The organism is Arsenophonus apicola (genome assembly GCF_020268605.1).
Classification (GTDB): Bacteria; Pseudomonadota; Gammaproteobacteria; order Enterobacterales; family Enterobacteriaceae; genus Arsenophonus; species Arsenophonus apicola.
The window spans coordinates 1-12,352 of sequence record NZ_CP084228.1 but is presented as its reverse complement, the minus strand read 5'-3'; the positions used below and the strand labels follow the sequence as shown (position 1 = coordinate 12,352).

The 12,352-nt window shown below is 38.4% G+C and carries 20 protein-coding genes and 2 pseudogenes; 3 read left to right on the top strand and 19 right to left on the bottom strand.

All coding sequences use genetic code 11. The features are described 5' to 3' along the window. The first annotated feature begins 11 nt into the window (after positions 1-11). Both LDL57_RS17580 and LDL57_RS17575 read left to right on the top strand, forming a co-directional pair. Positions 12-293 carry a type II toxin-antitoxin system RelE/ParE family toxin gene (locus LDL57_RS17580; RefSeq protein WP_135678479.1) on the top strand — a complete coding sequence of 94 codons (282 nt, stop codon included), beginning with the start codon at positions 12-14 and terminating at the stop codon, positions 291-293. Between the two features lie 7 nt (positions 294-300). Then, the gene (locus LDL57_RS17575; RefSeq protein WP_180560437.1) at positions 301-582 is read left to right on the top strand and encodes a HigA family addiction module antitoxin; all 282 of its coding nucleotides are present in this window, start codon (positions 301-303) and stop codon (positions 580-582) included. On the opposite strand, the gene LDL57_RS18275 is transcribed toward LDL57_RS17575, so the two are convergent. The 6 genes and pseudogenes from LDL57_RS18275 to tnpA form a co-directional block, all read right to left on the bottom strand. Continuing rightward, complete coding sequence (locus LDL57_RS18275) at positions 579-662, bottom strand: helix-turn-helix domain-containing protein (RefSeq protein ID WP_370520691.1); 84 nt, start codon at positions 660-662, stop codon at positions 579-581. The two genes, LDL57_RS17575 and LDL57_RS18275, sit on opposite strands and share 4 nt — an antisense overlap. After that, on the bottom strand, positions 644-1,249 hold the full coding sequence (locus tag LDL57_RS17570) for a recombinase family protein (protein ID WP_180560436.1): 606 nt from the start codon (positions 1,247-1,249) through the stop codon (positions 644-646). Before LDL57_RS17570 ends, LDL57_RS18275 begins: the two co-directional genes overlap by 19 nt. Positions 1,250-1,376: 127 nt before the next feature. Continuing rightward, positions 1,377-2,601: pseudogene (locus tag LDL57_RS17565) on the bottom strand (PBSX family phage terminase large subunit). Beyond that, positions 2,579-3,166, bottom strand: coding sequence for a hypothetical protein (locus LDL57_RS17560; protein WP_180560434.1), 588 nt, complete (start codon positions 3,164-3,166; stop codon positions 2,579-2,581). The pseudogene LDL57_RS17565 and the gene LDL57_RS17560 overlap by 23 nt, the downstream one beginning before the upstream one ends. Before the next feature lie 262 nt (positions 3,167-3,428). Then, positions 3,429-4,103: a tyrosine-type recombinase/integrase gene (locus tag LDL57_RS17555; protein ID WP_225508043.1), complete on the bottom strand. Its 675-nt coding sequence runs from the start codon at positions 4,101-4,103 to the stop codon at positions 3,429-3,431. Positions 4,104-4,180: 77 nt separating this feature from the next. Further along, the gene (tnpA, locus tag LDL57_RS17550; RefSeq protein WP_225505529.1) at positions 4,181-4,585 is read right to left on the bottom strand and encodes an IS200/IS605 family transposase; all 405 of its coding nucleotides are present in this window, start codon (positions 4,583-4,585) and stop codon (positions 4,181-4,183) included. Positions 4,586-4,643: 58 nt separating this feature from the next. On the opposite strand from tnpA, the pseudogene LDL57_RS17545 reads away from it, so the two are divergent. Continuing rightward, positions 4,644-5,871, top strand: a pseudogene (locus LDL57_RS17545) (RNA-guided endonuclease InsQ/TnpB family protein). Here LDL57_RS17545 and LDL57_RS17540 read toward each other — a convergent pair. The 13 genes from LDL57_RS17540 to LDL57_RS17485 all read right to left on the bottom strand — a co-directional run bounded on the left by LDL57_RS17540 (position 5,824) and on the right by LDL57_RS17485 (position 12,273). After that, positions 5,824-6,243: a hypothetical protein gene (locus LDL57_RS17540; RefSeq protein ID WP_225508041.1), complete on the bottom strand. Its 420-nt coding sequence runs from the start codon at positions 6,241-6,243 to the stop codon at positions 5,824-5,826. The pseudogene LDL57_RS17545 and the gene LDL57_RS17540 sit on opposite strands and share 48 nt — an antisense overlap. A gap of 43 nt (positions 6,244-6,286) precedes the next feature. Next, positions 6,287-6,514 carry an Rz1-like lysis system protein LysC gene (lysC, locus tag LDL57_RS18335; protein WP_441293617.1) on the bottom strand — a complete coding sequence of 76 codons (228 nt, stop codon included), beginning with the start codon at positions 6,512-6,514 and terminating at the stop codon, positions 6,287-6,289. Further along, a complete protein-coding gene (locus LDL57_RS17535; protein ID WP_180560432.1) occupies positions 6,429-6,809 on the bottom strand; it encodes a DUF2570 family protein in 381 nt (126 codons plus the stop codon). The genes lysC and LDL57_RS17535 overlap by 86 nt, the downstream gene beginning before the upstream one ends. After that, entirely contained in the window at positions 6,779-7,261 is a 483-nt protein-coding gene (locus tag LDL57_RS17530) for a lysozyme (protein ID WP_225508039.1), read from the bottom strand. Before LDL57_RS17530 ends, LDL57_RS17535 begins: the two co-directional genes overlap by 31 nt. Further along, positions 7,221-7,469, bottom strand: coding sequence for a phage holin family protein (locus LDL57_RS17525; RefSeq protein ID WP_310740204.1), 249 nt, complete (start codon positions 7,467-7,469; stop codon positions 7,221-7,223). Before LDL57_RS17525 ends, LDL57_RS17530 begins: the two co-directional genes overlap by 41 nt. Positions 7,470-7,589: 120 nt before the next feature. After that, positions 7,590-7,868, bottom strand: a complete 279-nt coding sequence (locus tag LDL57_RS17520; RefSeq protein ID WP_225508037.1) for a hypothetical protein — start codon at positions 7,866-7,868, stop codon at positions 7,590-7,592. Positions 7,869-8,416: 548 nt separating this feature from the next. Then, positions 8,417-8,662, bottom strand: a complete 246-nt coding sequence (locus tag LDL57_RS17515; RefSeq protein ID WP_180558378.1) for a ribbon-helix-helix domain-containing protein — start codon at positions 8,660-8,662, stop codon at positions 8,417-8,419. Continuing rightward, positions 8,656-9,291, bottom strand: a complete 636-nt coding sequence (locus LDL57_RS17510) for an AAA family ATPase (protein WP_180558379.1) — start codon at positions 9,289-9,291, stop codon at positions 8,656-8,658. The genes LDL57_RS17515 and LDL57_RS17510 overlap by 7 nt, the downstream gene beginning before the upstream one ends. Positions 9,292-9,646: 355 nt before the next feature. Further along, the gene (locus LDL57_RS17505; protein ID WP_180558380.1) at positions 9,647-9,919 is read right to left on the bottom strand and encodes a hypothetical protein; all 273 of its coding nucleotides are present in this window, start codon (positions 9,917-9,919) and stop codon (positions 9,647-9,649) included. Positions 9,920-9,922: 3 nt separating this feature from the next. Then, on the bottom strand, positions 9,923-10,207 hold the full coding sequence (gene hbs, locus LDL57_RS17500) for a non-specific DNA-binding protein Hbs (RefSeq protein WP_225508055.1): 285 nt from the start codon (positions 10,205-10,207) through the stop codon (positions 9,923-9,925). A gap of 32 nt (positions 10,208-10,239) precedes the next feature. Continuing rightward, a complete protein-coding gene (locus tag LDL57_RS17495; protein ID WP_225508035.1) occupies positions 10,240-10,575 on the bottom strand; it encodes a TM2 domain-containing protein in 336 nt (111 codons plus the stop codon). After that, complete coding sequence (locus tag LDL57_RS17490) at positions 10,572-11,627, bottom strand: replication initiation protein (RefSeq protein ID WP_225508053.1); 1,056 nt, start codon at positions 11,625-11,627, stop codon at positions 10,572-10,574. Before LDL57_RS17490 ends, LDL57_RS17495 begins: the two co-directional genes overlap by 4 nt. A gap of 448 nt (positions 11,628-12,075) precedes the next feature. Further along, entirely contained in the window at positions 12,076-12,273 is a 198-nt protein-coding gene (locus tag LDL57_RS17485; RefSeq protein ID WP_225508033.1) for a helix-turn-helix domain-containing protein, read from the bottom strand. Positions 12,274-12,352 lie beyond the last annotated feature (79 nt).

Here is a 12,352-nt window from a genome sequence, read left to right as displayed (position 1 = left end):
CAAGGTGATGTATGATTAAGAATTTTCGTCACAAAGGGATTGAGCGATTTTTTAAAACAGGTGTAACTTCAGGGATTCAAGCTAAACATGCTGTAAAGTTACGAGTGCAATTAACCGCCTTAAACGTCGCAAAAAAACCTTCTGATATGTCAGCCCCAAGCTGGAAGTTGCATCCATTAAAAGGAGAATCGCTAAAAGGTCACTGGGCAATATCTGTTAATGGAAATTGGAGATTAACGTTTAAATTTGAAGGTGAGGACGTGATCCTTGTTGATTATCAAGACTATCATTGAGGTAATTATGACTAGAATGTATAACCCTTCTCATCCAGGAATCGTTTTACGTGAATATTTAAGCCACGTTTCAGTGACTGAGGCAGCAAAAGCATTAGGTGTTACTAGAGTCTCTCTTTCTCGTATATTGAATGGTAATTCAGGTATTTCTGCTGATATGGCTTTAAGACTAGAAAGGGCAATTGGTACAAGTGCTGAAATGTGGATCGAAATGCAAACTCAATATGAACTTTGGCAAGCATCTCAGAAACCACGACCTGAAGTTCATAGGCTACTACCTCAATCCTAGCCAGTCCGCAAATACCGATAAATGGTTTCGCGTGATGCGCCAAATTCTTTTGCTAGGGGTTCTACGCCGGAACCCCATATTTTGCCGTAGCAAATTCCGCATCCCTTATTCGCATGATCGTTTGTCGGGTTGTATTAAAGATTTTTGCAAGAGAACTGATGCTTTGACCGTTTTTTAAATGCAATATCACTTCTTCTCTTTGTTTGTCGTCCAGTGATCGAGGTCTGCCGAGCTTTTTACCCTGTGCTTTTGCTCTGACTATTCCTGCCTGAGTGCGCTCAATTAGCAAATCCCGTTCAAATTCAGCAACAGCAGAAATCACCTGCATTGTCATTTTTCCGGCTGGGCTGGTGAGATCGACGCCACCTAATGCAAGACAGTGAACTTTAACACCTAATGAGGCTAGGTTTTCAACGGTTTTGCGAATATCAATTGCATTCCTGCCTAATCGATCTAATTTTGTGACAACAAGAATATCATCAGGCTCTAACCTGTCTGTTAATCTGACAAATCCATTTCTTTCATTAGCAGCCACCGAACCGCTAACATTCTCTTCGACAATTCGATGCGGTTTAATGTTAAATCCGGCTGCTTCAATTTCTCGGCGTTGATTTTCGGTGGTCTGTTCTAAGGTGGATACTCGGCAGTAGGCAAAAACCCGTGACATATTTATTTCTCCTGTACGAAATAGATGTACTTATTATACAGGGTGTACGAAATCAATTTAACCTATTTTTGTACGGTTCTTTTTTTGGGTGTACGAAACCGAACGTTTTTGTACTCCCAGCAATACACTATAGCGTATCCAAAAAAGAGACTGAGCCTTTGATATACCCGTCCAAAGAATAACGCACTGCGTCCCAACAGTGATTGTGAGCATCAACAATGACAGGCAGAACATCACCCGTATTACGGTCAATTTTGTACGAATATAGCCGCGCTTCTTCAATTGTGTGTTTGCATCGCGGGTGAATAATGATTTTTTTGAAGCCTCGTAGGTGCGCGATGCCGTCTTCTACGCTACCATTCCATTTGGATGCCGGAGCAATATTAAAACCCTGTCGTTTTAAGTAGCTGATAGTCTCTGGTCTGCTGTTGTCTGCTTTAATTGGCCAACGTGTTGCTTCCGGTATCGCTTGATAGAAATGAGGTAATGCGTCCAATTCCACACCGACCCTGTAGGCTTCGTATTCTACGTACAGACAGTCACCAAGGATAAAGCTGCGGATCAGGGTACTAGGGTCATTTGAAAAACCAAAATCGGCACCAAACAACAATCGGTCTGCTTTTTTCCAGAGATCATGATCAAACTCAACAACATCATATTTTCCATTCAATACTTGCTTATTCGAATTCTCTAAATAAGCGCCTTCCCAAATCCATGCATAGGTATTGGCATCAAGCCGGATCCGGTCATTTTTCCGTTCTTCCTCCAAAACATCAGGAAACCACGGATTATCATTGTAGTTAAGGTCAACTGAAATACAGTTACTTGGCTTTTTCTGCCTAAAGCGTACATCGGTTGCGCTCCCTTTTCGCTCTGGATTCCAAGTAACCCAAATTTCAGAGCCTTCTTCTCGCACCGTAGGGATTAATTTTTGCCATGCGTACTCTGGTACGTTTTCAGCCTCATCTATCCAGCAGAACAAAATTGATGATTTTGATTTCAGGCTATCCAAGTTGTGTCTTAAACCACAGAAGACAAAAGAAATTCGCTTGTCTTTGGTACGAATATATCTTTCACCAATATCAAAAGGCATTGAGCCAACTGACGCTTTGGATTGCCTGTTTCACTTCCTGCATACTGGAATCTTCAAGGGAGTTCATGAACTCACGCGCACAAAGTATCACGCCTTTTTTCCCCACCCTTGCTGCATTGAAAGCGTTAACCGCCAACATCAATGCAAAGGTACGTGTTTTTCCACTTCCTCGCCCACCGTAAGCGCAGCGATAACGGGCACTCCCGTTAAACACGGCGGTTAATTTTGGTGGAATATCAATTGCTATTTCTTTCGTCATTGCTAAAACTTCCGGCGTTAACGTGGATAACAGAAGGGAAAATATCTTCCGATTCATTGAAATTTGATGATTGCTTAATTTCGAGCAATAGCGTGTTGGGGACAGGTATACCTTCTATCTCTAAAAATTGCGCTGCTTCCAGTGCAGTCATTTCACCCGTTTTTTTGCGCTCAAGTATCGATCTTAAATATTCTTTTTGTTGTTGCTTTTCTTCGTTAAAGAAGACTTCGTTGATCCCCATCTTTTTGTACACAGCAATATCATTGTGACTAGGCAATACTTCTTCTATCGTAGTCGTTTCGCCAACCGGTGTTTTTTTAATGATTTTGCGTGTTCGCATTTTGGTATTTTGCCTTGCCGTTTCGGCAATTTCCTTTTTCAAAATATCCGCAGCATGATGAAAAGCATGATCAAACTCGCAATAATCCTTTCGCCAATTCCTAACGGTTTTTTCGTCAACGTGCAGCCACTTTGCAATGAAATGATTTGATACTTTTCCTTTCACCAAAGACAAGTTGATCACGTCGTCAATATACGCTTTTTGATATTTAGCTTTCCGTGACATGACAACCTCTTGTTAACACTTGTGCAACATTCGTAAAATTAGCCGTTTTGGGTGCGGACTTATTTTGCGGACTTATGCGAAAAAAATCCCTCTTCATACGTTGTGATTATTAGGTTTTTCAATTTTTCAAAATGCGGAGTTATGACTGCGGAATTATGCGTTTTTGGCTATTCTGTAAATTATCCTACTGAATACCGCATGGTTATTGAATTTGATCGCTTTCCACCCCTTTTGGATTGTGATTAAAAAATAAACGCAAATGTTAAATTTCTATGTCCAAAACTGACCGACAAAAACGTCCATAAGTATCATGCGTAATTTTGATACTTTGATGACCCAACATTTTCGATACGACATTTATTCCGTAGCCTCTTTGGATTAATGAAATCGCGGCAAAATGCCGTAAGTTATGAAATGTACCAATCTCATATTCCAATAACCGTTTTTTGATGATCCCACTTCTTCCGTACGTTAATGACAAACGAGATTGACGGTCTGACATTAACAATGGAATAGGTTTTCCTCTCTTTTCTTTATCCAAAAATTGCTTTAAATCTTTTGGCAGCGGTAAGATCCTTTGCAAATCCGCTTTCATCCCCAAATTTACAATGCCATATCGCGTTAAGTGCTTTGAGATGTAAATTCTCTGTTCACGAATATCGCTATAGTCCAATGCCAAGATTTCACTTATCCGCAAGCCCAATTTTGATGCCAAAATAAAAGTTATCTTTTCACGAACAGGCGATTGTTTGATCATCTCTTCCACATTGCCAAACGCCGGAATAAAAATAGGCTTTTTCACTTTCTTTTTCAGTTTTGGAATTGGACTCACGCCAATATTTCGCATTGCTTTTAACAACAAATAAGCAGAATGCAGATGTTTAAGGGTATTCTCGGGTAAGCCGTTAAATTCACTAGGACGAATATTTAACGCCATCTTAACCTCCAAAGGGTACTCCCACCGACATAAGGTGGGAGGGGAATTTGGTCGGGCTTGAAAAGCCCGAAGAATGATCAGCCACGCTGATTTTGAATGTATTGCTTAACAACTTCCAGCGGTGCTCCCCCGCACGAACCTGCAAAGTATGATCGAGACCACAACACTGGCTTGCCGTAAGCCCCACGCAAGTCTAGAAACTCATTACGCAGACGACGAGACGTTACCGCTTTCAGCGAGTTTACTAGTACTGACAACTGCACTGTGGGCGGGTACTCGATCAGCATATGAACGTGATCGGACTCTCCGTTACTTTCCTTTAAATCAGCCCCAAAGTCGCGACACACTTCACCTGCATACTGATGAAATGCTTTGTAGTGCAAGCCACTGAGTACTTTCTTTCGGTACTTAGTCACAAAGACAAGGTGAACATGTAAAAGAAACGCTGCATGTCTTGAACGGTTGATTTTATATTTTTGCATTGAAATTAACCGGATATACGGTAAGATAGTGAGATAATTTACTACACACTGAGTAATAATGCTAATTCTAAAAGCCTACAAATTCAGACTCGAACCAACCGAAAAACAGTCGCAACGTTTGCGGCAGTTGTGCGGATGCGCTCGTTTTATCTGGAATTACGGGCTAGCAGAGACGCAACGCATTATTGAATCCGGCGGTAAACTACCGTCAGCGTTTGAACTAAATCGGATGCTCACAGAATGGAAAAAAAAGCCGGAACATTCCTTTTTGCAAGAAGCCTACACGGATAATCTTCAGCAGAAACTCAAAGATCTGCACGGGGCATGGAAACGCTGCTTTGATAAAAAACTGGCAGCAAAAGCTCCTGTATTTAAAAGGAAAAATGACGGGCGTGATTCAGTTCGTTTTGTTAATTTTGATAAATATTGTCAGCTCGATAATGGCAGAGTGAGATTACCGTCAGGTTTGGTATGGAGTAAAGTTCCGGCAGTCGCAAAAGCTGTACGGTAAGATTAAAAACGCAACCGTTAGCCAACATGCGGGACACTGGTATATATCGTTTCAGGTCGAACTGGAAATGGACATTCAGCCTCATTCGTCAGCAACAATGATTGGTTTGGATGCAGGTGTAACCAGACTCGCCACGCTGTCAGACGGCACAGTGTTTGAACCTGTAAACAGTTTTAAAACCAACCAAAAAAAGCTGGCGAAATTCCAGCGTCAGTTAAGCTGTAAAGTTAAATTCAGCAATAACTGGAAAAAACAGAAGCGAAAAATCCAACGTCTCCACTCGCATATAACCAATATCCGCAAAGACTACCTTCACAAAGTCACCAGTGAAATCAGCAAAAACCACGCGATGATCGTCATTGAGGACTTAAAGGTCAGTAACATGTCGAAATCGGCAAAAGGTACACAAGAGCAGCACGGACGGAATGTCAGGGCAAAATCAGGACTTAACCGTTCGATACTGGATCAGGGTTGGTATGAAATGCGCCGTCAGCTTGAGTACAAGCAGCTATGGCGCGGTGGTCAGGTATTAGCTGTGCCTCCGGCATATACAAGTCAACGGTGTGCATGTTGTGGTCATACAGCGAAAGAAAATCGTCAATCACAAAGTAGATTCGAGTGCCTTGAGTGCGGGTATACAGAGAACGCAGATATCAACGGAGCTCGTAACATTTTAGCGGCAGGACATGCCGTGTTAGCCTGTGAAGTGAACGGTGCAGTAATGCCGTCAGCAGCAGGAACCAGGCTTCTGAGCGATCAGATAGTCTCCGACTAACGGGAATCCCCCTCCTGAGTCACGAAGTGTGAAGGTGGGGGAGGATGTCAATTTTGCTTGCAACGTTTCGTCAATTGAAAACAAAGCATGTTTAATCGTATCAAGGGAACTTTGCCGTAAATGCCCTGTTTCACATTGTGAGACTTTTTTGCCCACATAGAACTGAATGAGTTTACGAAGAGGCCAGTCTCGGCATTGCTCTTTTTCTTTTGCCGTCATCGACAAAAATCGTTCAGATTCACTCAAAAAAAGAAAACGGCAAGCCGGATCCAACGTTTTAAAACTTTTATGAAATCGCCCTACTGCATTCTCAAAATGCACACGAATAACATCGCAGCCGTGGCGAGTGTTGATTAATTTGATTGAGCTCATTTTGATTCATTGACACTGTGATTTGATGTACTGCTTTTCGTTCTCAATTGTCATCTCTCTGCTTTTCAATTCGCCTTATCGCCTGTTTGTCAAGATTACACAGCTCAATCACTGTCAGTAACTGCTCATTGAGTACCAGACTATCACGCCATGTCATCATATCTGTGATGGCTGGCGGTAAGCAATCAGCGAGTAGGTAAGGGGGTATCGGAATGTGAGGCGTCTGAACGTATTCGTTTCGTGTGCTGCTGCAACTCGACAATAGCCCCATGAGGAATAATGCGATTGGCACAATCCTGATGGACGACATGCGCTTTAATTGCTGCTTGTGTTGCCTCAGAGTCAACTGCTTTACGCTGACGGGTCTCACTATTAATTCTTGCAATATCATTGATTACCTTCATTGACTGAAAAGCATTAGTGGTAATGGCTATCTGTTTATCGAGGTCAATGGTGAGGTTTTTATTTAATGCCTTAACTTCGTTTAAGGATGTCAACAACCAAGACGCCCAGACGATTAACCCCGCAATAATCACTACGCCAAATGCGTAAGGTCTCCTTGACATATTACGCTCTCTATTTCCCGACGGGTCATTAATCCTTTCCACTTTCTGCCATCGACATAAACCCAGCGTTTCATTTCTTCACAAGCGCCTTTTCGGTCATCAGCGTTGAGCTTTTTGAGTAATGTCGATTTGGCAAAATTTCCCACACCCACGTTGTAAGCAAATGAATAAAGCGCTGCTTGAGTCAGTGTGTTGATATTGACCTTGACCAGCGGGTCAACATACCGTTTAACCACTTTCAAATCGTCATCAAGCCACTTATCACAATCTTCTTGTGTGTAAGTCCGGTTACGGTGAATATCGTTACCTGTGTGACCGTAACAAACAGAAAGCACACCGCCACCATCGAAATAGGGCTTAAGTCTCAGCCCTTCGAAATGGGTTATCATGCTTGACGCTAAAAGCAATGCACTACCGCCTATTGCCATCAATATTTTTTTCGGTATTTTCATATTGACGCTCCTTAAGTTTGTACTCCTTTTTGCGGTAGTACACGTTGATTAAAAATGTCCCTATCGTGCAGACAATACCCACTACAGCTACCCACTGTTCGAGCGTGAGAATGCCAATAGCAGTTGTCGCCCCAGCCCATAGATACGACAAGGGGCTGGAATATTTTTCCATTCTGACGGCAGTAATCACAGCAATACAAATCCCCACGAAAATATGATTTCCTAAATTACCAATGACAGATGAACTGAGCAGAAGCAGCAAAAATGATAAAAAATATGAAATAAAGTGTGATTGCCTGATGTGGTTGAAAAATGACAAATAAAGGTTTTAATTTAAAAAGAGCGCATCAATGTGCGCTCTTTGGGCGATGATTTTTTGTTTTTGCTGTTTTTTGCGGTGATCCATAAACAGATTTGCGTAAACGACTATCTGTCGTTGAAAATCCCGTAACTGCTGACGTGGATTTTCGTGTCGCCAAAAGGCTTTTTTGAGTTTTTGGTTAAATTCACGTTCAGCATCTTTCTTGGCAAGAAACTCAATTTTTCTAATTTCTCGCCTGATTTTTGCATTACGCTTACTTTCTTTGAAAATGATTTCTTGGGGCATTTTTCCTCCTGAGCGCTATATTTTGATGTTTCTTAATTTCAGTCGATAACAAACCTCGTAAACACGAAGATTTTAAATACGATTTCCACAAATTAATTAAATGTGGATAGCGGCGTTATTGAATAAAAAACACCAAAACAGAACACACAAAAACGGTATTCTGTTCTCCGCGACTCGCAGAGAAAAAACCCCAAATTGTGAAAGAGCAAAAGCCGTACAAAAAAACAGCTAAAAATTGATTTCTCAATTGTAAACAGAAATTTTACCGTGTCAATAATTCGATCTATTTCAATAACTTACGTGAAATTTGAGCTTAAAATAAAGTGATCAAAATCAATAACTTACGTGATTAAAAAATTTTCACTTTTTTTAAATTTTAAATTTGCAATCGGAAATTGCTATTTTTGAAATGAGCTATACTTAACGAGAAAGATAATCCCTTCTACTTAAGTAAACTGTGCACCAGTATTCTAACTGGTGCTTTTTTATGAAAATTGGAATAAAAAAGATATAAAAAATATACAATATTAGTACCAGTATTATGCTTCTTATACATCATTTTCATCATAATATTTTAAAGCATATCGAATCATATTTAATTTAGAACGTTTAGTTTTTTTGCAAAGTCTTTCTAATAATTCATACTCATACTGATTAAATGGAACGCGAAGAGCCTTGTAATCACGACGAGCCTCACTATTAAGCTCATTTTTTTGTTTAATCATTTGGTCAGCAGCAGAAGCAAACTCTTCTATTTTTTTCTCTACTGAATTAGGAAATCTGCGTTTTACCATGTAAGAAGCTCCTTTACTAAATATTGAATTTCATTTTTAGCTTTTAAATTACCCATTTCAATAACGCCCTTTCCTTCTCCCATGCAATCCCTGTAAACTTTTCGATCACGAACAACTGTATTCATTAGAAGGAGTTCAGGATAATCTTTTAAATATTCTTGAGCCTCATGAATTTCATTTATGACAGGATTTGTTGGTGCTAGAGTTAACATAGCGATAGTTTTTAGCTTCGGATTAATATCTTTTGCTTCTGTAATTATTTCTACTAATCTAGGTAAAGTATCTAAATCAGGTTGTGAAGGTCTGAAAGGCACTAAAAGTATATCTGCGGTCGTCATCCCTGTTCTTAGTTCTCTACTGTCTCTACCTGCAGTATCAACTATTACAAATTCATATCTTTTATCCAAATCAAGCAGCGTTTCTCTAACATTATCGAATTTTTGGATGCAGTGAATTATTGGTATTTCTACTTGTTTATTTCTATCAGAAATCCAATTAGCGGAAGTTCCTTGACGATCTGAATCTACTAAGATTACGTCTTTTTTTTGTTTTGCAAGTTCTGCTGCAATATTAACAGAAATTGTTGACTTTCCACACCCACCTTTTTGGCTACCAATTAGTACTATCATGATACCCTCTTAATGTATTAATAATATATATTATGCACATTAATAGTACCAATTTATTTTAAAATAACAAATATAAAAAACAGGTTAATTTGGTACTAAAAAAGCGTAATATTAGCTCAATTAATAAAGGAAAAATAAACAATTGAAATTTTTCATTGAAGTTTTATGATGAATTTGCCACGAGTCAATTTTGGAAAATTAACCTCAACAAATTAGCCAACTTTTGCGGTTGGCTTTTTTTTGAAATCCAAAAACGCAAAACTCACCAAACTCATCATGAGAGCCGATAAATTTTTTTGACGCACGAATTTACGTTTTTATCGAGAAAACTTCTCAGAATGGATTACAGCGCGTTTTAGAGGGTATTCTGACTCTTCTTTCTGTCTTCCTTTAGCACTTCAATGAAGACTTGCTCGAATTCGTCATTTTTGGGAAGGTCTTGTTTGAGGATGTATTTACTGACGAAGAAATCCGGTTCAATACCTAATCGCCTTGAGGCTTCAAATCCGCGTTTGACCCAATCTAGGGGCAAAATGTGTTCGTGGGCTAATTCCTCAGCCCAATGCCAGTCAAACTGTTTGATTTCGTCTTCACGCAGAATACGAATTGACTTTGCGTCGTAGGTCATGAATTACTTAACTGCTTCTTTGAGTCTTTGACCCGCTTTAAAACTCGGTACGTTTGCAGCAGCAATTTTAAGTGGTTTGCCTGTTTTTGGATTTTTTCCATCTCTGGCTGCACGTTGCTTAACCTGAAAACTCCCAAAGCCAATGAGTTGTACGTCATTGCCGGATTTTAAAGATTCGGTGACAGCTTCAATGAAGGCATTAACCGCCTTCTCTGCGTCCTTCTTGCTTAAGCCTGATTTCTCTGCAACTTTGCTGATGAGTTCTGTTTTGTTCATGTTGTGCTTGATTTGTAAGTTAAATTGAGGGTATTTATTTAAATTTAGCCGTATTTTTTAGCAAAGTCTTGGTCTGACATACACAAATAAACAATAAACTCGATGAAAGCAATAACTGTTGGGATAAAAGTCCAACAAAAAATTAAATACAAAAATCCCTGCAATATTTTGCCTAAATAAAATTTGTGAATACCAAAACCACCCAAGAAGAAAGCTAGCACTGCTGCTGCAACCCGACTCTTTGTGCCTGTTACTTCTACATTTTTATTAATTGCTCCACAATTAGGGCATGTTGGTGCTGTTTCGTGAATTGCTTTACCACAACCACTACAATAAATCATGTTACTTTCAGATTCCTTTGTTTTTGTATTTGTATTCATATATTTTGTATTAATTCCAAGTCTTTTTCAGAGAAAGTAATATCTTTGTTTTGCTCAGATTTGGCAACTGCTATTTTTGTATTTTTGCCTTCTCTCATCGCCAACTCTTGCTTCTTCTCTTCGTGCCAATGTTGCTTGCAATATTTTGAGCATTCTACGGCTCTACGCAAATCTGGCATAGTTAAACGTAACGTAGGATCGTATTTCTTCAAATCTTTCTCGTACTGATAGAGAATTTCAGCATTTTTCTTCATCCACTGACCTTCATCGTGAGAGCCTGATTTTACATGTGGACGCTTGGCTAGTCTTGGTCGCTTTGGCTGGATTGCTGTTGATTTTTCTTCAACGCAACCAAAACGCATTCCTACAACAGATCTACCATGTTTTATTGGTTCCCAGTGCACTGATATGTTTGTATGCTCATTAATATCTTGTATAGCTGGTTCAATAGTTCTTTTTTTTAGATTGTCAAAACGTGAGCTTGCGTCTGGGAATAATTCATGAAAATCATCTAGTGAAATATCAACTTCAAAAAAATTATTTTTTTTACAACGAGGGTGACTTTTATGACTCAAAAGATACATATATATTCTGAAAGAAATAACATTTTTTACGCTCGTAATAGCGTTTAGAAAACACCAAGAAAAATTATGTTTAATGTTAAATAAGAATGGGTCAAGATCTGGATTTAGCCTTAGTTTTAATCCTGTGCCTTTACCTTCAATTTTTTGATATTTATAGCCAGATAGCCAATTAAGTACGGTGAAAGACTCTTTTTTCCCATTTATCACATGGAAAGTAATTTGACTCTTTGAAAGAGAAGTCACAGCCTTTTTCATGCACCGCCAAATATTTTTTTTGTTAATATCAAATGTAACTTGAAATTCATGAGCTGAAAAAGAAATCCAGCCAGGGTTTTCTAGTCTCTGATTAACTTTCGATAAAAATAACGTTAAAGCTCGAAAGCCGTCAATATCTAAATTATACCTGGCGGTAATTAGGTCATTGCTATGTACTATTAACTTTTTGTTTTCATCCTGCCAAGGTGTCATATTTGACAAAGTAAACCCCCTATAATCCATCAGAGTGATACACTCTGTTTTTTTACTTTAAGATCTTTACTACTTTATAGATGATTATTTTTAAATAAAAACAATTATTTATATTAAAACGCCCCTACAAAAAAGCGGTAATTCTCCTACAAAAAAGCGGTAATTCTCCTACATTTTTGCGGTGGATAACTTTTATTTTTTATATCAACATAAGAGCCTAATATTTTTTGTTTTTATTTTTAAGTTAATAACTTTACATGAAAATAATTATATTATTAATCAATAACTTAATTTTATATTGCTAATTATTCTCATTAATTTAGGTTTCAAAAATCTATTATTTTTTTACTTATACATTTATTTTTATAACCAAAATTAACTATCAATCTCCTACAAAAAAGCGGTAATTTGGCTAATTAAATATAATAAAATCAACATGATTTAATTATTATTCTCCCCATGAAATAAATTCGCTTGGTTTTATACCCCAAGCACTACATAGTTTTTCTACATTTTTAAATGTAGCTGTTCCTTTCTTTATTGCAGCAAAAGCACTTGGTGTTACTCCTGCTTTTTCATATAAATCTTTATTGGTCTGAACCCCTGACTTTGCTTTTAACTGTAAAATAGCCTTTGACCAATTCATAATTAGCTCCAACGATTATTTATTTATGGTATAACATAAAAAAATGATTGACTAAAGTCAATCTTAATATTATCGTTTA